Origin of the sequence: Orlajensenia flava, from assembly GCF_004801905.1 — a bacterium.
In the GTDB taxonomy this organism is placed as follows: Bacteria; Actinomycetota; Actinomycetes; order Actinomycetales; family Microbacteriaceae; genus Orlajensenia; species Orlajensenia flava.
Genome location: NZ_SSSN01000009.1, coordinates 98178 through 124107 on the forward strand (window position 1 = coordinate 98178; position 25930 = coordinate 124107).

At 66.9% G+C, this 25930-nt stretch carries 24 protein-coding genes; 9 read left to right on the forward strand and 15 right to left on the reverse strand.

Annotation, left to right across the window (positions count from 1 at the left end; genetic code table 11):
* Window positions 1–22 precede the first annotated feature (22 nt).
* The 6 genes from lplAB to E6C70_RS12175 all read right to left on the reverse strand — a co-directional run bounded on the left by lplAB (window position 23) and on the right by E6C70_RS12175 (window position 7660).
* Entirely contained in the window at window positions 23–1072 is a 1050-nt protein-coding gene (gene lplAB / locus E6C70_RS12150) for a lipoate-protein ligase LplAB (protein ID WP_136424808.1), read from the reverse strand.
* 110 nt (window positions 1073–1182) lie between these two features.
* Window positions 1183–2754: a glycoside hydrolase family 6 protein gene (locus E6C70_RS12155; RefSeq protein WP_168770945.1), complete on the reverse strand. Its 1572-nt coding sequence runs from the start codon at window positions 2752–2754 to the stop codon at window positions 1183–1185.
* A gap of 153 nt (window positions 2755–2907) precedes the next feature.
* Window positions 2908–3759: an alpha/beta fold hydrolase gene (locus E6C70_RS12160; protein WP_136424810.1), complete on the reverse strand. Its 852-nt coding sequence runs from the start codon at window positions 3757–3759 to the stop codon at window positions 2908–2910.
* A 378-nt stretch (window positions 3760–4137) separates the two neighbouring features.
* On the reverse strand, window positions 4138–4983 hold the full coding sequence (locus E6C70_RS12165; RefSeq protein WP_136424811.1) for a transglutaminase family protein: 846 nt from the start codon (window positions 4981–4983) through the stop codon (window positions 4138–4140).
* Entirely contained in the window at window positions 4980–5909 is a 930-nt protein-coding gene (locus E6C70_RS12170; RefSeq protein WP_136424812.1) for an alpha-E domain-containing protein, read from the reverse strand. The genes E6C70_RS12165 and E6C70_RS12170 overlap by 4 nt, the downstream gene beginning before the upstream one ends.
* Complete coding sequence (locus tag E6C70_RS12175) at window positions 5903–7660, reverse strand: circularly permuted type 2 ATP-grasp protein (protein ID WP_136424813.1); 1758 nt, start codon at window positions 7658–7660, stop codon at window positions 5903–5905. Before E6C70_RS12175 ends, E6C70_RS12170 begins: the two co-directional genes overlap by 7 nt.
* Before the next feature lie 278 nt (window positions 7661–7938).
* On the opposite strand from E6C70_RS12175, the gene E6C70_RS12180 reads away from it, so the two are divergent.
* Together E6C70_RS12180 and E6C70_RS12185 are read left to right on the forward strand one after the other, a co-directional pair.
* Entirely contained in the window at window positions 7939–8358 is a 420-nt protein-coding gene (locus tag E6C70_RS12180; protein WP_136424814.1) for a MarR family winged helix-turn-helix transcriptional regulator, read from the forward strand.
* On the forward strand, window positions 8358–9848 hold the full coding sequence (locus E6C70_RS12185; RefSeq protein WP_136424815.1) for an MFS transporter: 1491 nt from the start codon (window positions 8358–8360) through the stop codon (window positions 9846–9848). The genes E6C70_RS12180 and E6C70_RS12185 overlap by 1 nt, the downstream gene beginning before the upstream one ends.
* On the opposite strand, the gene E6C70_RS12190 is transcribed toward E6C70_RS12185, so the two are convergent.
* The 9 genes from E6C70_RS12190 to E6C70_RS12230 all read right to left on the reverse strand — a co-directional run bounded on the left by E6C70_RS12190 (window position 9825) and on the right by E6C70_RS12230 (window position 16451).
* On the reverse strand, window positions 9825–10847 hold the full coding sequence (locus tag E6C70_RS12190) for a LacI family DNA-binding transcriptional regulator (protein WP_136424816.1): 1023 nt from the start codon (window positions 10845–10847) through the stop codon (window positions 9825–9827). The genes E6C70_RS12185 and E6C70_RS12190 overlap by 24 nt on opposite strands.
* A gap of 367 nt (window positions 10848–11214) precedes the next feature.
* Window positions 11215–11631 carry a hypothetical protein gene (locus tag E6C70_RS12195; RefSeq protein ID WP_136424817.1) on the reverse strand — a complete coding sequence of 139 codons (417 nt, stop codon included), beginning with the start codon at window positions 11629–11631 and terminating at the stop codon, window positions 11215–11217.
* Window positions 11628–12149 carry a TetR-like C-terminal domain-containing protein gene (locus tag E6C70_RS12200; protein WP_235833435.1) on the reverse strand — a complete coding sequence of 174 codons (522 nt, stop codon included), beginning with the start codon at window positions 12147–12149 and terminating at the stop codon, window positions 11628–11630. Before E6C70_RS12200 ends, E6C70_RS12195 begins: the two co-directional genes overlap by 4 nt.
* 43 nt (window positions 12150–12192) lie before the next feature.
* Window positions 12193–13029 (reverse strand): alpha/beta fold hydrolase, encoded by an 837-nt coding sequence (locus E6C70_RS12205; protein WP_235833436.1) that lies wholly within the window; start codon window positions 13027–13029, stop codon window positions 12193–12195.
* A 307-nt stretch (window positions 13030–13336) separates the two neighbouring features.
* Window positions 13337–13663, reverse strand: a complete 327-nt coding sequence (locus E6C70_RS12210) for an antibiotic biosynthesis monooxygenase family protein (protein WP_136424820.1) — start codon at window positions 13661–13663, stop codon at window positions 13337–13339.
* A 251-nt stretch (window positions 13664–13914) separates the two neighbouring features.
* Window positions 13915–14778, reverse strand: coding sequence for a DNA-3-methyladenine glycosylase family protein (locus tag E6C70_RS12215; protein WP_136424821.1), 864 nt, complete (start codon window positions 14776–14778; stop codon window positions 13915–13917).
* A gap of 16 nt (window positions 14779–14794) precedes the next feature.
* Complete coding sequence (locus E6C70_RS12220) at window positions 14795–15286, reverse strand: hypothetical protein (protein WP_136424822.1); 492 nt, start codon at window positions 15284–15286, stop codon at window positions 14795–14797.
* Window positions 15287–15516: 230 nt separating this feature from the next.
* Complete coding sequence (locus E6C70_RS12225; protein WP_136424823.1) at window positions 15517–15807, reverse strand: hypothetical protein; 291 nt, start codon at window positions 15805–15807, stop codon at window positions 15517–15519.
* Between the two features lie 50 nt (window positions 15808–15857).
* Window positions 15858–16451, reverse strand: coding sequence for a TetR/AcrR family transcriptional regulator (locus E6C70_RS12230; protein WP_136424824.1), 594 nt, complete (start codon window positions 16449–16451; stop codon window positions 15858–15860).
* A gap of 207 nt (window positions 16452–16658) precedes the next feature.
* On the opposite strand from E6C70_RS12230, the gene E6C70_RS16865 reads away from it, so the two are divergent.
* From E6C70_RS16865 to rhaI, 7 genes are all read left to right on the forward strand, one after another.
* Window positions 16659–19352 carry a family 43 glycosylhydrolase gene (locus tag E6C70_RS16865; RefSeq protein ID WP_207670122.1) on the forward strand — a complete coding sequence of 898 codons (2694 nt, stop codon included), beginning with the start codon at window positions 16659–16661 and terminating at the stop codon, window positions 19350–19352.
* Window positions 19353–19501: 149 nt separating this feature from the next.
* A complete protein-coding gene (locus E6C70_RS12240) occupies window positions 19502–21028 on the forward strand; it encodes a sugar ABC transporter ATP-binding protein (protein ID WP_136424825.1) in 1527 nt (508 codons plus the stop codon).
* Window positions 21025–22071 (forward strand): ABC transporter permease, encoded by a 1047-nt coding sequence (locus tag E6C70_RS12245; protein WP_136424826.1) that lies wholly within the window; start codon window positions 21025–21027, stop codon window positions 22069–22071. The genes E6C70_RS12240 and E6C70_RS12245 overlap by 4 nt, the downstream gene beginning before the upstream one ends.
* Complete coding sequence (locus tag E6C70_RS12250; protein ID WP_136424827.1) at window positions 22064–23170, forward strand: ABC transporter permease; 1107 nt, start codon at window positions 22064–22066, stop codon at window positions 23168–23170. The genes E6C70_RS12245 and E6C70_RS12250 overlap by 8 nt, the downstream gene beginning before the upstream one ends.
* Window positions 23171–23183: 13 nt before the next feature.
* Window positions 23184–24245 (forward strand): rhamnose ABC transporter substrate-binding protein, encoded by a 1062-nt coding sequence (rhaS, locus tag E6C70_RS12255; protein WP_136424828.1) that lies wholly within the window; start codon window positions 23184–23186, stop codon window positions 24243–24245.
* A 96-nt stretch (window positions 24246–24341) separates the two neighbouring features.
* Window positions 24342–24755 carry an L-rhamnose mutarotase gene (locus tag E6C70_RS12260; RefSeq protein WP_136424829.1) on the forward strand — a complete coding sequence of 138 codons (414 nt, stop codon included), beginning with the start codon at window positions 24342–24344 and terminating at the stop codon, window positions 24753–24755.
* On the forward strand, window positions 24752–25918 hold the full coding sequence (rhaI, locus tag E6C70_RS12265) for an L-rhamnose isomerase (protein ID WP_136424830.1): 1167 nt from the start codon (window positions 24752–24754) through the stop codon (window positions 25916–25918). The genes E6C70_RS12260 and rhaI overlap by 4 nt, the downstream gene beginning before the upstream one ends.
* The last annotated feature ends 12 nt before the right edge of the window (window positions 25919–25930 follow it).

Sequence of the window (25930 nt, forward strand, 5' to 3'; positions counted from 1 at the left end):
ACGACGGATGTCGGTCGCTCGGTCACGGAACGCGGGTGAGCCACTCCTCAGTGGAGAACTTGGTGCGCACCAACTCCTCAGCCTGCTCGTACTCGTCGGCGGTGATGTCGCCACGCACGGCTCCGGTCAACGCGGTGAAGACCTCCTCCATCCGCTCGATGATGGCCGCTCGCGGAAGGCCGGTCTGGCTCTTCAGGGGGTCGACGCGCTTGGCCGCCGACGCGATGCCCTTGTCGCTGATCTTCTCCCGGCCGATGCGCAGCACCTGGGTCATCACCTCACCGTCCATGTCGTAGCTCATGGTGACGTGGTGCAGGATGCCGCCGCCGGCGAGACGCTTCTGCGCCGCACCCCCGATCTTGCCCGTCGGGCTGGTGATGTCGTTGAGGGGCTGGTAGCTGGCGTCGACGCCGAGGGAGCGCAGGGCGTCGATGACCCAGGAATCGAGGAAGGCGTAGGACTCGGCGAACGTCATGCCCTGCACGAGCTCGCTCGGCACGTAGAGGGAGTAGGTGACGACCGCGCCCTTCTCCATCATCATCGCGCCGCCGCCCGAGATGCGGCGCACGACGTCGTAGCCGAAGCGGGCCGCGCCATCCGGATCCACCTCGTTGCGCACCGACTGGAAGCTGCCGATGACGACCGCTGAGGTGTCCCACTCCCAGATGCGCAGCGTCGGCTTGCGGCGGCCGGCGCCGACCTCGATGGCGAGGACCTCGTCGAGCGCGAGGTGCGTCGCCGGGCTCACGGCCCTCGCGTGCACGAGCTCCCATTCGTAGTCGCGCCAGCTCGTGGCTCTCCTCAGGGCGCGACGGATGGCCACGGCCACCGATTCGGCGGAGAAGCCGAGCATGGTGGTTCCAGCCGGGAGGGCAGCGGTGATCGCGCGGCCGATGGCGGTCGCATCTGTCTCGACCGAGAGCCCGTTGACGGCACCGTCGATGGCGGCGAGCGCCTCGTCGGGCTCGAGGAAGAAGTCGCCGGCGAGCCGGAAGTCGGCGAACGCGTCGCCTTCGACCTCGAAGTCGACCACCACGAGCTTGCCCTGGGGCACCTTGTATTCACCGTGCATGACATCCAGCCTAGGTCGACCGGTCGCGCGATCGAGGCGCGCGCTGCGTCAGGCGCTCCCGCCGCAGCCGAGGCGGAGCACAGCGCCCCTCCTCGGGACCCGCTTCCGTCTCAGTCCGACGAGCAGGGCTGTCCGTTCACGCGGAACAACCACGGCTCGACACGGGTCGATGCGCCCTTCGCGAGGAAGGCGACGGCCGTCTTGCCGCCTGCCTTCACCGATCCAGTGAGCCTGCCCGACGTGATGGCGGCAGCGTCACCGGCCTGGCTCTTCACACCCCCCACGACGGTCACGAGCTTCTCGCTGCCCGCCCAGTTCCAGCTGAGGGTCCACGACTTCAGCGGGGCCTGGCCGAGGTTGGTGATGGCGATGCCACCGGCGAAGACGCCGAACAGCGGCTTGGTCGCCGAGTACGCGACGTGGCAGCCGACGGGTGCGAACGTGGGCGACGCCGAGGCGATCAGCTCCCGGGCCTGCTGCGGGAACCATTGACCCGCTGCCGGGTCCTCGATGCCACGGATGGGATCGGTCGGGCCGCCGGTGCCGCGATAGCACTGGCCATCGCTCTCGCCGGGGACCTTGATCCACAGGTAGGCGTCGATGAACGGGTTACCCGTGGACGTGCTCGGGCGCAGCCCGGCTCCGCGGTCGGGCGGGTTGCACCACGCCTCGATGTCACCGTTCCATGCGGGCGGCGACCACGCTCCCTGGCCGTTGCGGCTGGTGTCGATGACGAAGTGCTTCTGCGTCGCTGCATCCTGCACCAGGCCGGCGCCGGCCATGTCGGTGGCGTACTTGTCGTCGGTCGCCGTCCACGTCGAGAAGTCGTTGGGGTCGGCCGGGTAGTACTGGCTGGCGCACCAGCCGGCGTTCCACCAGCTCACCGAGGTGGTCAGAGCGAGGCAGTCGCTGATCCAGGTGCCGTACTTGGTCAGACGGTCGGTGGTGACGTAGTTGGACGCGTTGAGGAAGAACCCGTCGGTCTTCGCCACCCCGGCCTTGACGAGGCGGTCGGTGATGTCTCCCACGCTCAGCCAGCCGCTGTGGGTTCCGTCGAGGTAGACCGCGGTGTTCGGCAGCGCCGTGAGGGCGTCGACGGCGTAGTTCAGTTGCGCGAATCGATCCGCGGCGGCTGTCGCGGCATCGGCATCCGCCGGCTGGCACCACTCCTTCACGTTCTGGTTCGTGGTGTACCACGGGATGATGCCGAGCCCGTCGGGTTCGAGCATGATCGCCGCCTTGGCCGAGCCGATGCCGGCAGCCACGCCGTCGATCCACGCCTCGTATGCCGCCGTGTCCGCAGCGCCGCCGGCCGAGTACTGCGAGCAGTCGCGGTAGGGCAGGTCGTAGACCACGAAGGTGGGCACCTGGCCGGCCGCGGTGGCGGCGGTCGCGGTGACGGATGCGGCCTGCTGCACCTCCGCCGGCGTTCCTTTCGTGAGCCACGTGGCGCTCGGGAAGCTGCCGAGGAGTTGGGCGTCGTATCGCGCCTCACCGTTCAGGCCGCTCGCCGCCTCGAGGGTCGTCGAGTGCGGGTCGGCGTAGAGCGTCGTGCCATCCCCGAGCACATCGTTCGCCGCGAAGGCCGGAAGTGGCGACAGCCCGGCCGCCACGAGGGCGGCGACCGCGACGGCCGTGAGAGCGAGCGGGCGTGCTGCTCGGGCAGGTATCGATCTGGGCATGCGCTTCTCCCGAGGGTCTACGTCGACCGCGTTCGACGTCATTGTGAACGGAGCGTCAGGGCGAGCGAGATGTGAGAGCGCTCTCTCGACCGGATCAAGACCAGCGTGGCCGCGATCGTGTCCCCTGTCAAGGGGTCATCTCACCAAGGCCTGCTACGCGGGGATGCGCTCGCTCAACCACCCGACGGTGTCGGCGAGCACCTCGTCACGGTTGGTCTCGTTGAAGACCTCGTGCCGCGCGCCCTCGTAGACGATCAGCTCGATGTCGGTGATGCCGGCGCGGCGACGATAGGCGTCGACGAGCTTGAGCGCGCTGCGCTCTGCTCCGAGGATGTCGTCGGAGCCGACCTGGATGAGGATCGGCACATCGGCCATCTCGGGAGACGGTCGGCCGAGCAGGCGTGCGGCATCCGTCAGCCCGAACAGCTTCTGCAGCGACTCGTTGGTGGTGAGCGGGTCGTCGAAGAACGCCTGCGACACCGCGGCGTCGCGGCTCAGCCATTCGGCTCCCGTCGTGCCGAGATGCTGGTGGCGCTTGTTGAGCGGCCCGGAGTACATGTAGCCGGGCCAGCGGTAGACCGTGCCGGTCAGGACGGCGGCGGCGAAGTCGGACGCGTGCCGGTTGAGCATGATCTGAGCGACGAAGGATCCCCACGAGTGGCCGAGCAGCACGACGGGCGAGTCGGGATTCTCGTCGCGGATGATGCCCGTGAGCTGCGACGCCGTTCGGATGGTTGCGCGGAGTCCGCCGGGGCCGAGCCGCCCGAGTTGGGTGGCGTCTCCCCCGTGCTGCTCCATGCCGGTGCGCCCGTGCCCCCGCTGATCGGCCGCGTAGACGGTGAATCCGGCATCCGTCAGTGCGCCGGCGACGTGGCCATAGCGACCGGCGTGCTCCCCGACCCCGTGCACCAGTTGGACGACACCGCGGGGGTTCTGTGCGGAGTAGACGTCGAAGTGGATGCGCACGCCCTCGGCGTCGACGTAGCTGCGAGCCTCGATGGTCATGCGCTCATTCTGGCGCACGGCGGGGCGTGTGCGGGGGTTCGGGTGGTCGGCCGTCGGCGGTCGGCCGCTCAACAACATCACGTCGTCCTGAGTGGACCACAGTGCCATAACGCGCATCCACGACTCGGGATGCGCGTTATGGCACTTCTGCTGGGCGCAGCCGGTGAGGACCGGGCGCCACCTCTCCCGGATGCGCGTTATGGCACGGACGCGCGAGCTGATGCGCGTTATTGCACTTCTGGTCAGGCGTTGGACACGACCGTCGCTGCGGTGACGGATGCGGGATGCGGGATGCGCGTTATGGCACGGACGCGCGAGTGGATGCGCGTTATGGCACTGATGGGGGGCGAAGGTGTCCGCGACCGGCGGCGCACCGGGTTACGCCTCGCGCGTGATCTCCACTTTCACGAAATGCTCGCTCGCCTTGGTACCCGCGTAGACGCCACGGAGCGGTGAGACGTCGCGGTAGTCCCGCCCGCGCCCGACCAGCACGTGGCGCTCGCCGATCTCGATGCGGTTGGTGGGGTCGAACCCCATCCAGCTGCCACTGAACCATTCGACCCAGGCGTGCGATTCGCCCGTGACCGTCTCGCCGACGGCTGCGCTGGGCCGCGGATGCAGGTAGCCCGACACGTATCGCGCGGGAATGCCGACCGAGCGGAGCGCCCCGATGGCCACGTGGGCGATGTCCTGGCAGACGCCCTTGCCGACGCCCCAGGCCTCCTCGGCGGTCGTCGTCACGGCCGTGACGCCGGGCATGTAGTCGATGCGCTCCCGTATCGCCCCGCAGATCGCCATCGCCGTCTCGTGCGGGTCGTCGTATCCCGACGCGACCTCCGCCGCGAGTGCCTCCACCTCGTCCGGAGGCTGCGTGCGGAAGGTCTGCCGACTCTGCTCCACATAGAGGGTCGCCGTGTCGCGCAGGGCGGCGAGCTCCTCCCATCCCATCGACGAGGAGGGATGGCTGCCCGGCGAGACCTCCACGAGACTCGTCGCGGTGACGGAGAGCTCGGTGTGCGGATGCAGCACCTCGAAGGTGCTCACCCGCGTGCCCCAGTAGTCGATGTACGAGTGCTGGTGCGCCGTCGGCTCGATGGCGAGCTCCGAGGAGAGGACGAACTGGCGGTCGCCGTGCCACGGCAGCATCCGCGCCTCGTTGTAGGACGCGTTGGCGGCCTGCGCATAGCTGAACCCCGTTCGGTGGACGATGCGGATGCGGCTCACGAGTTCTCCCCGATCCAGATCGGCACGGCGCTGGTGGGAAAGTAGCGTTGCCGGATCGCCTCGCTCACGCCGCTGATCTGCACCTGCAGCTCCTCCATCTGGTCGGGGAGATCGGCAATGGTCTCGGCGATGGGTCGGTAATCCAGCTCGGCGCGGACCTGGCCGAGCATCCGGGATGCCGCGTCGCGGGTGCCGACGCGGTCGTTGGACGGGTCCAGTGCCCGCAGGTACTGCTCCCCGGCGCTCACCGCGAACATGACCGAGCGCGGGAACAGCCGATCGAGCAGGAGGAACTCGGCCGCGTTGCGCGCCGACGGCGCCCCGCGGTAGGTGCGCAGGTACGCCTCGAATGCGCCGCAGCTGCGGAGGATGGTGGTCCAGCTCGGGCCGCTGGCCTCGGTCAGCGACCGGGTGGCGAGCAGGCGTGCGGTCATGTCGGTGCGTTCGATGGCGCGTCCGAGCGCGAAGAACAGCCACGGGTCGTCACGACTGGTCGAGGACTCGGTCACCCCGATCGCCAGGGCGGTGCGCTCGTGCACCCAGCGGAAGAACTCGTGCGACTTGTCGCCGGCGATGCGCCGGGGCGTGCGGGTGTAGGTGGTGTTGAGGCACTCCCACAGTTCGGTCGAGATGATCTCGCGGGCGCGGCGGGCGTTCTCGCGGGCGGCATTGATGGACGAGGCGATCGATGCCGGGTTGTCGCGGTCGACGGCCAGCATGGTCAGCACGGATGACCTGCTGAGGGTGACGTCATCGTCCACCTCGCCGCCCATCACCGAGACGAGCGAGCGGCAGGCGGTGTCCTCGTCGATCCACGGATCCTCGAGCAACAGCTGCAGGTGCACATCGAGGATGCGGGCGGTGCCGTCGGCCCGCTCGATGTAGCGGCCGATCCAGAACAGCGATTCCGCGATGCGGCTCAGCATCCGTCGGCCTCCCCGGTCGTCGGCGGAGCAGTGGTCGGCAGAGCGGTCGTCGGCAGAGCGGCCGTCGGCAGAGCGGCCGTCGGCAGAGCGGCCGTCGACAGGGCGAATGACGACAGCGCGGATGCCGACCGCTCGGCCTGCTGTTGCTGCTGCTCCTGCTGCTGGCGGACGGATCCGTTGTCCTGCGGCGACGAGCCCGGTGCGGCCATGGCGTCGTAGACGACCGCGGCGGCGCCGATGGTGGCCTGATCGGCGACGATGCCCGCGGCATCCGTGATGGCGACCGTCCCCCGCCGACCGAGGACCCAGGTGTCCTTGGAGCCGCCTCCCTGGCTGGAGTTGACCACGAGTTCGCCCTCGGGGAGGGCGACGCGGGTGAGGCCGCCGGGCAGCACCCAGACCTCGTCGCCGTCGTTCACCGCGAAGGGACGCAGGTCGGCGTGCCGCGGGCGCATCCCGTCGTCGACGAGGGTGGGAATGGTGGAGAGCTGCACGACCGGCTGCGCGATCCACCCGCGCGGGTCGGCGACGAGACGCGTGCGGAGGGCGTCGAGCTCGTCGCGGGAGGCGTCCGGGCCGACGACGAGTCCCTTGCCGCCCGACCCGTCGACCGGTTTGACGACCAGCTCGTCGAGGCGGTCGAGCACCTCGGCGAGCGCCTCGGGCTCTTCGAGCCGCCAGGTGTCGACGTTGGGCAGGATCGGGTGCTCGCCGAGGTAGTACCGGATGAGGTCGGGCACGTAGGTGTACACCAGCTTGTCATCCGCCACCCCGTTGCCGACCGCGTTGGCGATGGTCACGTTTCCGAGCCGCGCGGCGAGCAGCATGCCGGGCGAGCCGAGCACCGAGTCGGGCCGGAACTGTTGCGGGTCGATGTACTCGTCATCGACTCGCCGGTAGATGACGTCGACGCGGGTGGGGCCGGATGTCGTGCGCATCCACACGCGGCCGCCCGAGCAGAACAGGTCGCGACCCTCGACGAGTTCCACGCCCATCGACCGGGCGAGGAGGGTGTGCTCGAAATAGGCGGAGTTGTAGACGCCGGGCGTGAGCACCACGATGTTGGGGTCGTCCACGCTCTCGGGGGCGCTGGCGCGCAGCGCGTGCAGCAGCCGAGCGGGATAATCCCCCACCGGCCGCACGCTCATCGAGGTGAACAGCTCGGGCAGCGTCTGCGCCATGACGCGACGGTTGGAGATGACGTAGCTCACCCCGCTCGGCACGCGCACGTTGTCTTCGAGCACCCTCCAGGCGCCGTTCTCATCACGGATGAGGTCGATGCCCGACACCTGGATGCGCACGCCGTTGGCGCTCACGATGCCGGCGGCCTGACGGTGGAAGTGGCTGGACGAGGAGATCAGCGCGGCGGGGATGACGCCGTCGTGCACGGCGGCCTGGTGTCCGTAGGCGTCGGACAGGAAGGCCTCGAGAGCACGGACGCGCTGCTGCACGCCGCTCTGCACGAGGTTCCAGTCATCGCTCTCGATGACGCGCGGGACCGCGTCGAGCGGAAACGGGCGCTCCTCCCCCGCGAAGTCGAACGTCACGCCTTGCGCGAGGTAGGAGCTCGCCAGCGCGTCGGCTCGACCGCGCAGCTCATCCTGGGTCATCTGCGCCAGAGCCCGGTGGATGTCGGCGTACGCGGTTCGCGGCGACGCCTCGTCGCCGATGGCGTCGAACATCTCGTCCCACGGCGACGCGCCGGAGCGCCGGGTGGCGACGGATCCGTAGCCCTCGAACAGGTTCGCCATGCAGGAAGCCTTCCAGCGATCGGTTACGACGGTGTTTCCGACAGGCGTCGGGGCCGATGGTGGCGTGCAGCACGCTCAGGCATCATTCTGTCGACGCAGCCGGCATTCGTCGAGCCGGCGGCCCGTCCCGCTCGGTAGAGCCACCCGCCTGCCGAGATGACGGAAACTGTCGGTTCTGAGCGCAACGGTGCGACAGTTACCGTCACCTCAGCATGGCGGGAGCGCCAAGCGGTATAGGATTTGTTTAGCAACACTAATGAGCTAGGCTAAGTATTCTGATGACGACTCCCGGACAGGCCTCGCAGCTGCGGCTGGCCACCTTCCGACTGGCGCGCCGACTGCGCACGCACAAGTCGGACGACTCGGTGACCGATGCCCAGTTCACCGTGCTCGGCGCACTCAGCCGCTTCGGCCCGCACACCCTCTCGGCGCTCGCCGAGCGCGAGCGGGTCTCGGCGCCGTCGATGAACCGCACGGTCAACTGCCTCGAGGAGGCCGGTCTCATCATGCGCAGCGAGGACAGCGCCGACCGGCGTCGCACCAACATCGAGATCACCGCGTCCGGCACCGACGTCGTCACGCGCACGGTGTCGAAGCGCGATGCCTGGCTGACCGAGCGCCTGAACGAGCTCTCCCATGAGGACCATGTCGCGCTCGCGCGTGCCACCGAGATCATGGCGAGGTTCGCCGACCAGTGATGTTCCGCAGTCTCCGCATCTACAACTACCGGTTGTGGTTCTTCGGTGCCCTCATCTCCAACGTCGGCGGGTGGATGCAATCGACCACACAGGACTGGGTGGTGCTGACGGAACTCACCCACAACAACGCCGCCGCGGTCGGCACCACCATGGCACTGCAGTTCGGCCCACAGCTGCTGCTCGTGCCGCTGACGGGAGCGGTGGTCGACCGCTTCGACCGGCGCCGGCTGCTCCTGGTGACCCAGACGATGCTCATGCTGCTCGCCGCGGGACTGGGTCTACTGCTGCTCAGCGGCCACGCGGAGCTCTGGCACGTCTACGGCTTCGCGCTCGCTCTCGGAATCACGAACGCCTTCGACGCCCCAGCACGCCAGACCTTCGTGTCGGACGTCGTCGCGGGCAAGGACGCCTCCAACGCCGTCGCCCTCAACGCCGCCTCGTTCAACACGGCCCGCCTCATCGGACCCGCCGTCGCCGGCGGGCTCATCGTGCTGGTGGGTTCGGGATGGGTGTTCCTCATCAACGCGTTCACCTTCGTCGCCATGATCGGCGCGCTTCTCGCCCTGCGCACCGGCGAACTCGCGCACCGGCCGCGACCCGTCAGGACGGGCAATCCGCTCGTGCAGGGGTTCCGCTATGTCGGCAGTCGATCCGACCTCGTCGTGGTGATCTCGATCGTCTTCCTCATCGGGGCGTTCGGACTCAACTTCCCGATCTTCTCCTCGACCATGGCCGTCATGTTCGGCGAGGGTGCCGGTGAGTACGGCATCCTCTCCTCGGTACTCGCGATCGGATCGCTCACCGGGGCGCTGCTCGCGGCCCGACGCGAGCGAGCGCGTCTGCGGGTGGTGCTCATCGGGGCCGGGGCATTCGGAACGGCGGCTCTGATCGCCTCGCTCATGCCCACCTACGGCACCTTCGCCGCGTCGACGATCCTCATCGGGTTCAGCTCGGTCACTCTCCTGACGACCGCGAACGGCTACGTGCAGACCACGACCCCGTCGGAGGTGCGCGGGCGCGTCATGTCGCTCTACACCGCGACCCTCATGGGCGGAACCCTCATCGGCGCCCCGATCGTCGGCTGGGTCGCCGACGCGTTCGGTCCGCGGTGGGCGCTCGGCGTCGCATCAGTGTCGGGCTACGCCGCGTTCGCCATCGGGCTGGGCTGGCTGGTCTTCGCGCGAGGCGCACGCCTGGTTCGGCTGCCGGCGTCGCGCTGGCGCTTCGGCGTGGCCTGGTCGGCCGCGACGGAGGCCATCGCCGATGGCGACGCGGAAGCCCTGCCGACGGGAGCACTCCAGGCGGTACGTCCCGACCCCGACGACTTCTCCGACCAGGTGGCGATGACCTCGCCGATCCGGTTGCCAGCACTGCCGACCGGTTCGCCGCACACGAGCAGTCCCGATCGGGATCGCAGCCGCGCGAGGTCTAGTCGCGCCGCCAGATCTCGCCGAGCGTCGATCGTCTCAGGTGGAGGCTGGCGAGGTTGACTCGCGCACGACGAGCTCGGGTTGGAACAGGACCTTCTGCGATTCGCCCGCGGCATCCGTCTCGGAATCGCTCGCTTGCAGCATGAGGTCGACCGCGGTGTAGCCGATGAGCGCGGCCGGCTGACGGATGCTCGAGAGCGGCACAACGGCCGCCTGGGCGAAGGCGATGTCGTCATAGCCGATGAGCGCGATGTCATGGGGGACGCGGATGTCGCCGACCATCGTAAGGGCTTGCAGCACGCCCATGGCGAGCAGATCATTCGCGGCGAACACCGCTTCGGGCCGACGGGTGACGTCACGCTCGCGGAGGGTCGCGCCGGCGGAACGGCCCTGGAGCACGGTCAGCGCATCCGTTCCCACGAGCTCGAGGAGCGCGCCGGGCACCTCTGCGATCGCCCGGCGTGCACCGGCTAGACGATCCACCACCTGACGGAGTGTGTGCGGGCCACCGACGAAGGCGATGTGGCGCCTTCCCGTGTCGAGCAGGTGACGAACGGCGAGGTAGCCGCCAGCGACGTCGTCGACGGCGACGGACGCGAAGCCATCACGATCGGCCTGATGGTCGACGAGCACGGTGGGAGTGCCGTTGCGACGGAGGCGGTCGAGCCGGGTGAGATCCTCACCGACCGGCGTGATGAGCACTCCAGCCACTCGCTGCTCCTCGAACAGGTCGAGGTAGGTCGCCTCGCGCTCGGCCTTCTCGTCGCTGTTGCCGAGCAGCAGTGCGAGGCCGGCCTCGGCCGCTCGATCCTCTGCGCCTCGGGCGACATCGGTGAAGAAGGGGTTTCCGACGTCGAGTACCACCATGCCGATGGAACGGCTCTTGCCCGCGCGCAACTGACGCGCGGCGTCATTTCGCACGAACCCCAGCTCGGCGATGGCAGCATGCACGCGGGCCACTGTCTCAGAGGCCACCTTGTCTGGCCGATTGAGCACGTTCGAGACGGTTCCGACCGAGACGGATGCCGCCGCAGCGACGTCCCGCACGCTCACCGCCATGGGCGACCCTCCCCTTCACGACGAATCCTACCGAGGAGCGCCCGCCCGTGTAACGATTCAGCGGCGCCCTCGTGCATCGGAGTCGCGTCTTCGCGAGTTCCCGTGGGACGCGGTCGCCCGAAGGCGGCGTCTATCCGGAGGCCGATCAACCCGGTGGAGCATGCTCCGTTCGGCGACGACTGGTGGCATCCCGGATGCTGTTGAAGCCGACCTGCTCGGTCGACTCGACCTCATGCTGGAGGGCTTGGGGAGCGGCTGAGGCGAAATGGGTGTCGTGCGAGTACGCCTGTCCGAGCACCGGGGGGCAGTGATGGAAAGGCTGGTGCGGAGCCAGGCCGTCCGGAGCTGGGGTACCGACGTCGTCGGCTCACCCGTTCGTGTGCTGTCTCCAGTCGGTGCCGATCAGAGCCTTCCATCGTGTCTGCTCGGTACCGATCACCACGAGGCACAGAATAGTGACCGCTATGGCGAGCCACCAGGGCCAGACAACCCACGCGGCCACGGTTGCCGCGGCCAGATCGATCACGACGAAGAGGATGGTGACTACCCCTGGGACGGCGATCGGCCCGCCGCCGCCTGGGCGGTCGCCGGGAGTGCTGAACACTGCTGGTAGTGCGATCAGAACGACGGCCGCTGCGATGGCAAGGGGGATGGAAACGGGCCAGAGCGCCCACGCTGTCGCGACCATGGCGGTGAGTTCGGCCGCGAAGCGGAGACTGCCGCGAACGACATCGTGGCCGGGCGGCCTGCGGGTTGGCGAGCGAGCGGCGTTCGTGCCGCTCACGATGTTTCAGCAGCGCGGAGGCCGCGATCGATGAAGTCGACCATCCACCTGCAGCTGTCATCGATGTCGGCGCTCATCTGGAAGCCGTCGGCGACTTCCAGGGTCGCGAAGCCGTGGAGCGCGCTGCGCAGCATACGGATCGCGTGGATCTCTGCATCGGGGTCGAGCCGGTAACCCCGCAGGACTGCGCCGAAGGAACTCAGCGTCCGGTCCAGCTCGACAGCCACCGGGTCATCCCCCTCGGTAGGGCCGAGTCCGATCGTCGCGGCGTATCGTCCCGGGTGCTGCTTCACATAGGTGCGGATGGCTTGCGCGGCGGCGGCGAGTGCATCCCTGCCGGCCCGTCCCTGCATCGCTTCCCTCAGTGCATCGCCGAGCTCGGCTACGCCGAGAATCGCGACACGGCGGGTCAGGTCATCGAGGCCGTCGACGTGCTTGTAGAGCGAGGGACCCTTCACCCCGAGACGCTCGGCGACGACACTCATCCTCAGTGGAGCCGGACTGATTTCGTCCGCCACCTGCGCCGCAGCCTCGGTGACGGACGCACCGATCAATCCCGCTCTAGGCATTGTTCGTGGAGGGGGCGAGCGACCTGCGCAGGAACGGCAGCACGACAGCGAGAACCTTCGCGGGTACCTCTCGATGCAGGTAGTGGCCGGCGCCGTCGATCACGACGAGTTCGCCGATTCCGCCGGGGAGATCGACGATGATCTTCGACCCTTCGGCGCCCGGATCGACCCAGTCCGGATCGGCACTGCCCTCGACGATCAGAGCCGGACAGCGCACCCCTGCCAGCTTCGCCCCGGCGTCCGCCGGGGATGTCTTGAGCATGGTGCGGAGAACTGCCATCCGCTCGGGCCGACTCAGTGCGGTCTCGATGCGTGCGCGGTCATCGCTCCAGTCGGCGGGCTTGGCGGGGATGGCGACGTCGAGGTATCCCATCCATCCCTTCAGACTGCCGCTCATCATGACCTTGGCGAGCTGCGTTGTCCCCTGGCGAACGCGCTTGTTCCGGAGGATGCCCACCAGGTCGAATGACTGCTTGCGGGTGAATGGTGCAAGCTCCACGACGCCAGCAATGTCCTCGGGTGCATCCGCCGCGGCGATCGTCGCAGCGCCACCGCTGATGGACTGCCCGACGACGACGGCAGGGCCCCCCAGATGACGCACCAGGGCCACCACGTCGCCGGCGATATCGGTGCGCTCATAGCTTTTCCAGCCCACGCTCGAGTCTCCGCAGCCGCGGATGTCGACGTTGGCGACCCGATAACCGGCAGCAACCAGCTCGGGCACGATGAACCGGTAGGAGTGCCGGCTGTCACCCATGCCGTGGGCGAGAACCACGAGCGGTCCGACCCCGCTGATGTCATACGCGATGGTTCCGTCGCCGATGCTCATGTACTCGACCACAACTGCCTCCAAAAGCTACGATGTCTAGCATCAAGCTATTAGTCGTAGCCACCCCCGTCAAGCAACGACCGCGATCTTTTACCAATCAAGTCCGCGTGCGCGCCCGGCATCGCTCGGGAAGACGAGCGGTCGCGCGGTGCACTCGCACCGCTCGACCCCCGCTACCGACGGTGTAGCCGCGGCCTTGATTCGAGCCGCGTGGATTTGTCTGGATGCCACGGCCAACCTCGCCTGCCCGGGCTCGCCGAGGCGAGCCCGGGCAATCGAATGCCGGGGCGGTGCTTGCGGGGGGGGGTCAGTCGGCTTCGATCGATTCGCGAAGCTCGTAGAAGATCGGATCGAACGATTTCGCCACCTGCGCGGCTCGCGCCATGTGGGCCTTGACGTCCGCGTTCTGCGTCGCCGCCTCGTAGTCGGCTCGACTGCGCCACTGGGCGTAGTTGGCAACGTGATTGCGGTCGACATCGAGGTGCAGGCTTGCGGATATGAAGCCCGGTTGATTGTGAAATTGCTCGCGTGTTGCGCGAGTCAGTTCGTCCAGCAGCTGCTCAGCCTGATCCGGTTCTACGGCGAAGGTGTTGATCAACGTGTAGTAGTCGGCGGCGGGATCGAGAGTAACCATGTCTATTCCTCCTAGATGGGCGATGCAGATATCGCAACGCGAAAAGTAGAACAGACGAGAGCCGGTACTCAAACCCCTCGTACCAAACCACCGTCGGCTCGTGCAGCGATGACACGACACCGACGGGAAGATCCGAATCGTTACCGAGTCGCCTCACCGGGCGGCCTATCGATCGCGGCGAAATCCTGCTCCGAGCATGACGTCACGCCCGACACGTGTCTGCGAAGACTCGGCCGGTATCCTCTCGCTCGTCAGTGCGAGTGGCGGGGGTCGATTTCGTGGAGCCGCTCCTCGCGCAGCGCGCGCAGGTGAACGGAAGCCCAGGTGCGGAAGGGTCGCCATCCCTCCGAGACATCCGCCAGGTCCGCCTCAGGGCCGTAGCGCTCGGTGACCTCGTCCGCGAGTCGACGCTCATGCTGCGGTGCCAGATCGGGAGCGTTGGCACCCCGGGCAACCACGAGTTCCGCCGCAAAAGGCCCGAGGCCTTTCACGCCTTGCACGGTCTCGACGGCCTCCTCCGCGCGCATGCCCCGCAAGTAGGCGCTATCGAGAACCCCGTCCAGCGCGGCGGCAGCGACCGACTTCAGATATTCCGCTTTGCGGCCGGGTAGATCCAGGCGCGCCTTCCGCAGCGCCGCCGGACCGGGGAACGCCCCGTCATCGCCATACGCGTCGATCACGTCGCTTCGCAGTCGTGCCGCCTGCGTGATCCGAATTCGCTGCGATAGAACGGACCACGCGGCAGCCTCATACGCGGAATAGAACCCGCACGGGCGCAAGCCCGGAAGTTTCTCTTGGGCATCCGCGATGACGCGATCGTCTTGGGCAACCTTCGTCCAGCCGCGACCGTCGATGTCTATCGCGAGGAATCGGGCCACCTGCGTCGCCGCCTCGTCCAGATGATCTTCACCCCGAAGCCGTAGACGGGCTGTGTGTCCCTCCTGTACGACTTCCGCCTGTACGCGCCCCCATCCGTTCTCCGCCAGGAACACGCAGCTCAGAGCGCCGCCCTCGTGTTCTGGCAGGGCGTTCGGCGAGAAGCCCTCCCAGAACCGGCGACTCGTAGCCAGCGACCATGGTCCCTTCACCTCGACCTCGATACCGTGAGTAGGCATTGCGCTCCTTCCTTGTTCACCGTCTGATCTCGATCAGGAGAACCCAAGCGTTGTACGTGGCTGTCGTCACGCTGGCTACGACGCCCACGAGCAGCCAGTACAGCCCGCCTCCGTCACCGGCCATGAGTGACACGCCCGCAACCACCATGGGGATCGTAGAGACGGCTGTCATGAGCAGTCTGCTCACGCGCCATCCCAGCTGCTCCAGTCTCGACAGACTCCGCGAGACGAGGACGAACAGCAGCGATGCAGTCGACGATCCCAGCACCAACAGTTCGATTCCGAGAGCGACGGCCGGCTGGCCCGGCACGAGGCCGAAGCAGCAGGCGAGGACCACAGCGAGGAGCATCGAGATGGATGCCGCAGCCAGGGACGGAAGCGCAGTGAACTTGAGGATCTGTTCGAGGTTGAGGGAGACCGCGACGAAAAGCAACCCAGCCAACGCAGCAGACGCTCCTCCCGTCATGATCAGGAAGTCATGCCAGGCGTCGGGCTCGTATGCAGTCACTTTCGTCGCGATCTCCGGCACTCGCATCTCTGCGAAATCAGTGCCCGTCCTGCTGGGCTGCGGAGCGGTCGCGCTGCCTGCGCTTCACGTTCGCCTTGTCTTGAACACGTTGGTGCGCTGTGCTTCCTACGCCGAAGCGTCCTCGCTTCTCGTCATCGTCCGACCTGGACATCTTGGAATCGGGGCGCCCAGTACCCCGGGCATATCGCGCGCTCACTGGATGGACCCGCTCACATCACATCGCCGAGGAAACCGGCCGGCGCCTTGCCGCCGGCGAGCTTCGTCGCTCGGTCGATCTTCGGGTCATTGAGGTATTCCTTGAGCACTGCTTCGCCTTGGGCCTGCTCATGCCACTGGGTGATGACCGCAACGTGACCCGAGTCGGCGAGATCGCGCACCACGTCGTGACGAACGTATCCTCTGGTCGCGGGCATGTCGGCGCCGATGCTGAAAGCCAGGTTCACTCCCTCGTCGGCGTGGTCCGCGGGGAAGTGGAAATCGAACACTGATGAAACGGCCATGGCGGTCCTGCCTTCTTCTAGGATGAACGTACTAGTGCGACGCTATCAGCTCAGACGCCGATCTCGAAAGGCTTCTCCTCGAGTGTCAGCGCTGATCCAGCAGCCCGCACGGCCGCAGCGCCGTCGTCGAAAGGCGACATGTCGCCCGCGGCACGACACAGCACTTGCGTACCCTCGAGGAAGACGATCAACAGCACCGCGACGGCATGCGCAGCTGCGGCCGGCGCTCCGGTGGCGACCAGCCGTGCTTCCAAGGTATCGACCCACGACTGCAGCGCCTCGGACGCAACCGCAGTCAGCGATCGGTCGACCTGACCGGTTTCCAGGACCACCGCGGCGACCGCACACGACACACCGGTAGCGGCCTCTGCCACGACCGGCCGAATGGCGTCGAGGAACTCTGCAAGCACTTCCGCGGGCTCCGAGCCGGGGAGGGTAACGAGGTTGGTCTTCACCCGATTCCCCGTCCAGACAACCGCCTCTCGCGTCAACTCCACTTTGCCGTCGGGGAAGTGATGATAGATCGCTCCGCGCGCGGCGCCACTGGCGGCCAGCACATCGGTGAACGAGGCCGCGCTCATTCCTCCCCGTCGGAGCAGCAGCGCCGTGGCTTCGATCATTCGCTGTCGCGTGTCCACCGACATTTCTCCTCCGATCGAGTCGTGACCGATGTGTACCCTAATCAATCTTGCACCCGGCGGCGCCGTTCCCTGAGGGTGAGCCGGGCCGGCGGCGGTCGGCGTCACACCAACTTTCAGGAGGCGGATTCTGCGACCGGTCTTGATCGGACACGCCGCCACGGTTACGGTTTAAATCGATTCAATGCTGAACGTATGACGTAGGAGAAGACGATGATGTCGAGAAGCACGAAGGCATGGGCATTCGCGGCAACGGCCGCCCTGTTCTTGGCAGGCCTGACCAGCGGTGCACAGACCGCTTTCGCCGCGGGTGCGGAGGAGAGCCGCACCCTCGTCAACCGCGATACGACCGGTGCTCCCACGCTCAGGTTCGACGTCTCCGGCAACGCGATCGACGCCCACGACGGGCAGATCCAGTACTTCGATGGGCGATACCACCTGTATGGAACGGCGTACGGCTGCGGCTACGAGTGGAACACGCCCGGTGCACCCTTCTGCGGGTTCGTCTCCTACTCGTCACCCGATATGGTGAGCTGGACTCCGGATGGACCCCTGTTCGACGCGACCTCCGCTCTCTGGCAGAGCCGGTGCGACGGCAGTACCTACGGTTGCTACCGTCCGCACGTCGTCTACAACGCATCCACCCGCAAATATGTACTGTGGATCAACGCCTATGACAACGGCGTGGGCTACCACGTCTTCACCTCGGATCGCCCCGACGGGGGCTTCCAAGAGACGGCCGAACCAGACCTCGCCGTCCCGGAAGGCGCTCCCGGCGGGGTCAACTACGGCGACCAGCAGGTCTTCGTCGATCACGACGGAACGGCCTACCTGTCCTTCACCGACTGGCGGGTCGGCGGGGACATCCTCATCGAGAAGCTCGACCCGACGTACACCACGGGTTCCGGCCAGTGGACCAGTGTGGGCCTGCGGTCAACGGAGGCGCCGACGATGTTCAAGCGCGGGGACCGGTACTACCTCACCTATTCCGATCCGAATCGAGGGTACGCCACCACCGGTACGGGCTACGTGACCGCGACCTCGCCGCTCGGACCGTGGACGGGCGCGGGAACGGTTCCGGACTCGTGGACGATCGCAGACGGCGCGCTCGGCATCGTCGGCGGCGACGTCGGCGTCAGTAAGCTCGGCGCCGATTGGACCGACTACACCTTCCGAGCGTCGGTGACGCCGCTGAAAGCCGACTCCGGAAACTACGCCCAGGCGGGACTCGTCTTTCGGAGTTCGGATGCCGGGTCCTACCAGTGGCTCATCGGCAACTACCCGCATGCCGGCGCAGAGGGCGGAAACCTCACCAAGATCATCCCCGGCCGGGGAGCCACTGTCGTGCCTCTTCCCGCGAAGATCACCACCGGCCAGACGTACGACGTCGCGATCACCGTGACAGGAAGCGCGATCGAGACGAGGATCGACGGCGTGCTCGTCGACTCGACGACCGACAGCACCCTGGATCACGGAGGCGTCGGCTTCCGTGCCAGTGCGCCCGACAATGAGCGCATGAGGGTCGACGACGTCCAGGTGACGGATGCTCAGGGTGCAACGCTGCTGCGCGACGACTTCAGCGGCGATCTCTCCCAGTGGAACCGTCCGGCGAGGATCGTCAAGGGCACGAATCTGACCATCACGTCGTGCGGCGGACAACCGACGGACGTGCTGGAGATCCCGACATCCGCGGGCCCGACCTACCTCTATCAGTCCGACGTGTGGATGGACGCCAAGGCGAACGAGGCGCTCGCGAAGCAGTACTGGGCCCCGCTCGAATTCGACGCGGCGGGTGGAATCCTGCCGATCGACTGCAAGAACTCGGTCGATGTCACCATACCGATCGGTCAGCCCGGAGCGGCCCATCCGGTTCCAGCGGTCTCCGTCGGGGACAGAGGCTTCCGTACCCACGCCGACATCTCGGGTGGCCTTCAGCGGGCGCAGGAGTTCACGGTGCCCACCGCGGGAGTGATGAGCGCGGTGCGATTCATGTCGTACCAGGACAACCATCCCAACGCGGACCTCCGCCTCGACCTGCGCGCGCTCGACTCATCGGGTGCACTGGGGCCGGTGCTGGCGACCGCCTCGATTCCGGCGAAGAACATGTCGTGGGCCGCCTCCTGGGCCGAGATCAAGCTCGCCACGCCGATAGCCGTCCAGGCCGGTGCCCGCTACGCGATCGTCGCGTCTTCCGCGACGACCACGGGCGCTTACGGGATCGCCTACAGCGACACCACTCCCTACGCGGGGGGCAGGGCACTCATCAGCAATGACGCCGGCACGTCATGGAGAGCGGAGGCCGGTCGAGTGCTGCGCATCGAGGCGGACATCGCGCCCGTGCCCGCAGACATCACCAGGCCGGTCGTGACGCTGGTCGCTCCCACCGCGGCCGGACCATCCCCCGATCTGTCGTTGCGGGTCGACGCTACCGACGATGTCGGCCTGTCGAAGATCGTGGCGAACATCTACCGGGACGGCCGGCTCGTGAAGTCGACGCAGACGGCGGCGAACGGTGCGGCTGCGGCGACGCACACCGCGACCGTCTCCCTGCCCGACGGCTCGTACTCGCTGAAGTACAACGCGCACGACGTAGCGGGCAACGTGTCGAAGACGGGGACGTTCGCGTTCTCGATCGACTCGACGAAGCCGACAGCGACGATCAAGGCGGGGGCGCCGTACACCGTCGAGGCGGGCGGAGCGTACGACGTGATCAGCTTCAAGCTCGCCGACGCCGGCGAGATCGACAAGGTGGAGCTCAACGGCGTGGTGAAGGATCTGACCGACAATCGTTGGTCGGACGTCAACTTCATCAAGCCGCCCACCTTCGGCGCGGTCAGAGGCGCCAACACCCTCGTCGTGTTCGACGTGGCAGGCAACACCGCGACGTACACATTCGTCCTCAACTGACCCGCCCCGCCAGCACGCCTGCCGCAGCTCGACGAGCGAGTCGAGCCAATGATCTCGAACCGTGATCATTGCGCTCTTGACTGTCTCGTACGGCATGGCATACATTCCTTTTGAATCGATTCACACCTTGAGGGAGAGGTATTCAGCCAATGGCGACTGACCACGAGGCGTCCGCGCGGACGCCGGCGCTCTCCCTGACCGGCGCGGTCAAGGCGTTCGGTCCCGTCATCGCCCTGGCCGACGGGACGATCGAGATCCTCCCCGGCGAGATCCACGCGCTCGTGGGCGAGAACGGAGCGGGAAAATCGACCCTGGTGAAAATCCTCGCGGGTCTTCACCATCCCGACGCCGGTGATTTCCGCGTGGACGGCGAACCGATCGCCTTCCGATCCGTGGCCGACAGCAAGGCAGCCGGCATCTCCGTGATCTACCAGGAGCCCACGCTCTTCCCCGACCTGACCGTTGCCGAGAACATCTTCATCGGCCGTCAGCCGCGGGGACGCTCAGGCCTCATCAGCCGTGCCGAGATGCGCGCAGGGGCGCGCGAACTGTTCTCGCGCCTCGGCGTGCCGATCGACCCCGACCGCAGCGCCGAGGGTCTCTCCATCGCCGACCAGCAGATCATCGAGATCGCCAAGGCCATCTCACTCGACGCGAAGGTGCTCGTCATGGACGAGCCGACCGCCGCGCTCTCGGGCGTGGAAGTCGATCGACTCTTCGCCGTCGCTCGCAGCCTGCGAGACCGTGGTGCCGGCATCCTGTTCATCTCGCACCGGTTCGATGAGGTCTTCGCCCTCTGCGATCGCATCACCGTCATGCGTGACGGCCGTTACGTCGCGACCCTCGAGACCTCGTCGGTCACGGTGGACGAGATCGTTCGCGAGATGGTCGGCCGCGACATCGACCAGCTCTTCCCGAAGGAGCCCGCGCAGATCGGCGATCCGGTGCTCACCGTGCGCGGCCTGAGCCGCGCGGGCGTCTTCGCCGACATCGACCTCGATGTTCGTGCGGGCGAGATCGTCGCACTGGCCGGACTGGTCGGCGCCGGTCGCACCGAGGTCGCTCGCGCCGTCTTCGGCATCGATCGCTACGACACTGGCACCGTCGAATTGAACGGGCGAGCGTACACAGCCGGAGACCCCCAGGCCGCCATCGACGCCGGCGTCGGCTTCGTACCGGAGGATCGCCGCAAGCAGGGCCTCGTGATGGACCTCTCCGTCGGCCGCAATGCGACGCTGACGCTTCGGAGCGCTCTGGCTCGATTCGGCATCATCAGCAGCGCGCGAGAACGCCGCGCGGCCGAGAAGTGGACCAAGACACTCCAGGTCAAGACGGGCTCCCAGGAGTACGCGGTGTCGACCCTCTCGGGCGGAAACCAGCAGAAGGTCGTCCTTGCGAAGTGGCTGGCCACCGAGCCGAGGCTTCTCATCATCGACGAGCCGACACGGGGAATCGACGTCGGCACGAAGGCCGAGGTGCACAGGCTGATCTCCAGCCTCGCCGCACGCGGCATCGCGATTCTCATGATCTCCTCCGAGCTTCCCGAGGTGTTGGGCATGGCCGATCGGGTGCTCGTCATGCACGAGGGGCGCATAGCAGCAGAGATCGACCGCGCGGATGCGACGCCGGAAGCGGTCATGCATGCCGCGACCGCTTCAATGGAGGGCAGCAAGTGACCACGACCGTCCACCCCACCGGCACGGACTCGCCGCGCCCCTCGTCGGGGCGCCGTTCACCGTTGTCGGCCATCGCGCACCTTCGCGAGCTGCCGGTGCTGCTCGCTCTCGTCGCGCTGATCCTGGTCACCTGGCTCATCAACCCGCTGTTCCTCGCGCCGCAGGGTGTCAAAGACATCCTGCTGAACGCGACGATCGTCATCATCCTCGCCGCCGGCCAGGCGATCGTCATCATCACCCGCAACGTCGATCTGTCGGTCGGTTCGATCCTGGGCCTGGTCGCGTTCGGCACCGGGTCCCTGTTCGTCGCCGTGCCGGGCATTCCGATCATCGTGGTGATTCTGGCAGGAATGCTCTTCGGAGCCGTCCTCGGAGCCATCAACGGATTGCTGGTCACCCTCGCCAAGGTGCCGGCCCTCGTGATCACGCTGGGAACGCTCTACATCTTCCGCGGCCTCAACAACGCGTGGGCAGGCGGCACCCAGTTCTTCGCCGACGACCGGCCGCAGGAGTTCGGAAACCTGTCCGTCGACACGGTGCTGGGCTTTCCGCTCATCACGCTCATAGCGATCGTCGTCGTCGTGATCGTGGCCGTCTTCATGTCTGGCACGCGGTCGGGCCGCGACCTGTACGCGATCGGGTCCGATCCCGATGCCGCGCGGGTGTTCGGTGTTCCCGTGACGCGACGGGTGCTGTTCGCGTTCGTGACCAATGGCGTGCTCGCTGGCCTCGCGGGAGTGCTCTACACTTCCCGATTCAACTCCGTGGGCGCGACGACCGGTACCGGCCTCGAACTGGACGTCGTCGCGGCCGCCGTGGTGGGAGGCGTCGCGATCTTCGGTGGTAGCGGGTCGGTCATCGGAGCCGCCCTCGGAGCCCTGCTCCTGACCACCATCACCGGCGCGCTGACCGCCGTTCGGGTGGACAAGTTCTGGCAACAGGCGATCGTGGGCCTGCTGATCCTGGCGGCGATCGTGATCGACCGCATCGCTGCCGTCCGAACAGCAAGGAGACTACGAGTGAGCGAGTCGCGCGATGTCTGAAAACGCAACCAAGCAGGCCACGCGAACGTCCGAGACGGCCAACGTCCTCGCTGACGAACCGAAGGGGCGCACGGGCGCATCCCGCGTTCTGCTCGGCCGCGACGCGATCATGATCTACATCCTGCTCGCGTTCCTCGTGTACGCCTCGATCGCTCTTCCGCGGTTCGCGTCCCCGGTCACAGTCGGCTTCCTCCTGCTCGACGTGATTCCGGTGCTGCTGATCGCCATGCCGATGACTCTCGTGATCATCACCGGAGAGATCGACCTGTCTGTGGCCTCGATCGCCGGGCTCACGAGCGCGCTGATGGGCGTGCTCTGGCAGGCCGGGCTCGACATGGGCACCGTTCTCGTGATCTCGGTGCTGGCAGGTGTCGTCGCTGGAGCGCTGAACGGATTCCTGGTCGCCGTCGTCGGACTGCCCTCCCTGGCGGTGACGATCGGAACGCTTGCACTCTTCCGCGGCCTCGCCCTCGTCGTCATCGGTGACAACGCCGTCGCGAATTTTCCCCCCGCCCTCACCGGATTCTTCATCTCGAAGCTCGGCGCGACCGGAATCCCGACCGTCATGATCGGCGTACTCGTCGTGATGGTCTTCTTCGGTGTGCTGCTGCACTTCACACCCTTCGGCAGGGGACTCTACGCGCTCGGGTACAGCAAGGAGGCCGCTCGCTTCGTCGGCATCCACGTCAACCGATCCAAGTTCTGGCTCTTCGTGGCCACGGGAACCGTCTCCGCACTGGCCGGGGTCTACTGGACCCTGCGCTACTCGAGCGCGCGCAGCGACAACGCAAGCGGCCTGGAGTTGACCGTGATCGCCGCCGTCCTCCTCGGCGGAGTGTCGGTCTTCGGCGGCAAGGGCTCGATTCCCGGCGTCATCGCCGGCGTGCTGCTGATCGGCTCGATCAACTACGCACTGCGCCTGAGCCGGGTCTCCGACGTCGTGCTGATCATCGTCACGGGCTCCCTCCTGATCCTGAGCGTCATCACGCCAAGCGTGATCAGCGCGATCCGCAGATGGAACCACGATCGAAGACTGCGTCGACATGTTCCCCAGGCACCCGCCTCGGGGTCAACCAGCGCCGTGCACCAGGCGCACTGAGAAAGGAAGAACAATGGAGTTGTTCGCAAATCGCGCAAAGCGACCCGGCGTGCGGCGAGTCGTATCCGCCGCCGCCCTGATCGCGGCAGTCGCTCTCGTGGCCACCGGTTGCGCGAGCGGAGGCAGCACGGGCGGAAGCAGCGGGGGTGGCGGCGGAGGCGATCAGACCATCACCTTCATTCCCAAGCAGCTCAACAATCCCTACACCGACGTCGTGCTGGGCGGAGGCAAGGACGGCGCCAAGGCCGCCGGGTTCTCCAAGAGCCAGGTCGTGGGACCGCTCGACGCCAGCGCGTCGAGCCAGGTCTCCTTCATCAACGCGGAGACCCAGGCCGGCACCAACGTCATCGTGATCGCAGCCAACGACCCCGACGCGGTGTGCTCCTCCCTTAAGGAGGCACGCGACGGCGGAGCCAAGATCGTCGCCTTCGACTCGGACACCAACCCCAAGTGCCGCGACATCTTCATCAGCCAGGTCGTAGCCAAGGATGTGGCTCTGATTCAGACGAAGCTGATCTCCGAGCAGATCGGCGGATCGGGCGAGATCGCGATCCTGTCGGCCACGGCCAACGCGACGAACCAGAACGAGTGGATCAAGTACATGGAGGAGGATCTGAAGGCCAACTACCCGAATATCAAGCTCGTCTCCACCGTCTACGGCGACGACGACGACACCAAGTCGTTCCAGGAGGCGCAGGGTCTCCTGCAGGCGTATCCGGACCTCAAGGGCATCATCTCGCCGACCACGGTGGGCATCGCAGCCACCGCACGGTACCTGTCCACCTCGGAGTACAAGGGCAAGGTCGCTCTGACGGGCCTCGGCCTGCCGAACGAGATGCGTCCCTTCGTCAAGGACGGCACGGTCACGGCGTTCGCGCTCTGGGACCCGGCGCAGCTCGGCTACGTCGCGGCCTTCGCGGGCAAGGCTCTCGCCGACGGCGACATCACCGGCAAGAAGGGCGACAAGTTCAAGGCGGGCGACCTCGGCGAGCGCACCGTCGGCGAAGGGGGCACCGTCATCGTCGGTCCGCCGACGACCTTCACCACGGACAACATCGACGACTACGACTTCTAGTCGCCACCAGGGGCCGGATGCCGGTCGGCATCCGGCCCCTAGTCTTTCCTCCCCGGAAGCTCCGAGACTCGGACGATGCGAATGGATGACCAGCCGATGAGCACCGAAACGGCGGTCGACACCCCTAGCGGGCGTCGCGAGCGAGTGTGTTTTCACCTGCAGGTCAAGCCCGAGCTCATCGACGAGTACCGCCGACGCCACGCCGCTGTCTGGCCCGAGATGCTCGAAGCGCTGCACTCGGCCGGCTGGAACAACTACTCCCTCTTCCTGCGCGATGACGGACTCCTCATCGGCTACTTCGAGACTTCGTCTCTCGACGACGCCCAAGCACGCATGGCGGCCACCGAGGTGAACGAGCGATGGCAGGGGGAGATGTCCCGGTTCTTTCTCGACCTCGACGGTTCGCCGGACGAGGGCTTTCTCAGACTCACCGAGGTGTTCCACCTCGAAGATCAGCTCGCCCCAGCGCGAGTACGTGACACCGCACCGACAGAAAGTGACGCATCATGAGCACTCTGACCCCCGAGATCCTGGGCGAGCTCGAACACCAGGCGATCGAACTCCCCTCCTGGGCTTTCGGCAACTCCGGAACCCGCTTCAAGGTGTTCTCGACGCCGGGTACCCCGCGCGATCCTTTCGAGAAGATCGCCGACGCCGCCCAGGTCAATCGCTACACGCACCTCTCGCCGACCGTCGCCCTGCACATCCCCTGGGACAAGGTGGATAACTACATCCGCTTGCGTGCCTACGCCGAGGACCTCGGCGTATCGCTGGGAACCGTCAACTCGAACACCTTCCAGGACGACGATTACAAGTTCGGCGCTCTCACCCACGAGGATGCCGCCGTTCGGCGAAAGGCCATCGACCATCACCTCGAGTGCATCGAGATCATGCACCAGACCGGCTCGCGCGACCTGAAGATCTGGCTCGCCGAAGGATCGAACTACCCGGGCCAGGCCGACCTCCGAGGCCGCCAGGATCGCCTGCACGAGTCGCTGAGCGAGATCTACGCGGGCCTCGGCGACGAGCAGCGGCTCGTCCTCGAGTACAAGTTCTTCGAGCCGGCGTTCTATCACACCGACGTTCCCGACTGGGGAACCAGTTATGTCCAGGTCGCCGCTCTCGGAGACAAGGCGATGGTCTGCCTCGACACCGGGCATCACGCGCCAGGCACCAACATCGAGTTCATCGTCATGCAGCTGCTCCGCCTGGGCAAGCTCGGATCGTTCGACTTCAACAGCCGCTTCTACGCCGACGACGACCTCATCGTCGGCGCGGCAGACCCCTTCCAGCTGTTTCGCATCCTCTACGAGGTCATCCGCGGCGGCGGCTATGCCAACCCCGACGTGGCGTTCATGCTCGACCAGTGCCACAACATCGAGGACAAGATCCCCGGCCAGATCCGAAGCGTGCTGAACGTGCAGGAGATGACCGCGCGCGCGCTGTCCATCGACACCGAAGCGCTGGCAGCAGCGCAGAAGTCCGGCGACGTGCTCGGCGCCAATGCGATCTTCATGGACGCGTTCTACACGGATGTGCGCCCCGACCTGGCGGCCTGGCGCGAGTCTCGCGGCCTGCCGGCAGACCCGATGGCGGCGTTCGCGGCATCCGGCTATCTGCAGAGGATCGCCGAGGAACGCGTCGGCGGAGTGCAGGCCGGCTGGGGCGCCTGAGCAGGGGGATGC

Excerpts from the sequence above, each read along its gene's own strand:
- E6C70_RS12210 (WP_136424820.1), bottom strand. The coding sequence starts at position 13,663 with ATGGTTACTCTCGATCCCGCCGCCGACTACTACACGTTGATCAACACC.
- E6C70_RS12170 (WP_136424812.1), bottom strand. The coding sequence starts at position 5,909 with ATGCTGAGCCGCATCGCGGAATCGCTGTTCTGGATCGGCCGCTACATC.
- E6C70_RS12205 (WP_235833436.1), bottom strand. The coding sequence starts at position 13,029 with ATGAGCATCGGCGACGGAACCATCGCGTATGACATCAGCGGGGTCGGA.
- rhaS (WP_136424828.1), top strand. The coding sequence starts at position 23,184 with ATGGAGTTGTTCGCAAATCGCGCAAAGCGACCCGGCGTGCGGCGAGTC.
- E6C70_RS12175 (WP_136424813.1), bottom strand. The coding sequence starts at position 7,660 with ATGGCGAACCTGTTCGAGGGCTACGGATCCGTCGCCACCCGGCGCTCC.
- E6C70_RS12180 (WP_136424814.1), top strand. The coding sequence starts at position 7,939 with ATGACGACTCCCGGACAGGCCTCGCAGCTGCGGCTGGCCACCTTCCGA.
- E6C70_RS12215 (WP_136424821.1), bottom strand. The coding sequence starts at position 14,778 with ATGCCTACTCACGGTATCGAGGTCGAGGTGAAGGGACCATGGTCGCTG.
- rhaI (WP_136424830.1), top strand. The coding sequence starts at position 24,752 with ATGAGCACTCTGACCCCCGAGATCCTGGGCGAGCTCGAACACCAGGCG.
- E6C70_RS12250 (WP_136424827.1), top strand. The coding sequence starts at position 22,064 with ATGTCTGAAAACGCAACCAAGCAGGCCACGCGAACGTCCGAGACGGCC.
- E6C70_RS16865 (WP_207670122.1), top strand. The coding sequence starts at position 16,659 with ATGATGTCGAGAAGCACGAAGGCATGGGCATTCGCGGCAACGGCCGCC.
- E6C70_RS12240 (WP_136424825.1), top strand. The coding sequence starts at position 19,502 with ATGGCGACTGACCACGAGGCGTCCGCGCGGACGCCGGCGCTCTCCCTG.
- E6C70_RS12155 (WP_168770945.1), bottom strand. The coding sequence starts at position 2,754 with ATGCCCAGATCGATACCTGCCCGAGCAGCACGCCCGCTCGCTCTCACG.
- E6C70_RS12260 (WP_136424829.1), top strand. The coding sequence starts at position 24,342 with ATGAGCACCGAAACGGCGGTCGACACCCCTAGCGGGCGTCGCGAGCGA.
- E6C70_RS12190 (WP_136424816.1), bottom strand. The coding sequence starts at position 10,847 with ATGGCGGTGAGCGTGCGGGACGTCGCTGCGGCGGCATCCGTCTCGGTC.
- lplAB (WP_136424808.1), bottom strand. The coding sequence starts at position 1,072 with ATGCACGGTGAATACAAGGTGCCCCAGGGCAAGCTCGTGGTGGTCGAC.
- E6C70_RS12185 (WP_136424815.1), top strand. The coding sequence starts at position 8,358 with ATGTTCCGCAGTCTCCGCATCTACAACTACCGGTTGTGGTTCTTCGGT.
- E6C70_RS12230 (WP_136424824.1), bottom strand. The coding sequence starts at position 16,451 with ATGTCGGTGGACACGCGACAGCGAATGATCGAAGCCACGGCGCTGCTG.
- E6C70_RS12225 (WP_136424823.1), bottom strand. The coding sequence starts at position 15,807 with ATGGCCGTTTCATCAGTGTTCGATTTCCACTTCCCCGCGGACCACGCC.
- E6C70_RS12160 (WP_136424810.1), bottom strand. The coding sequence starts at position 3,759 with ATGACCATCGAGGCTCGCAGCTACGTCGACGCCGAGGGCGTGCGCATC.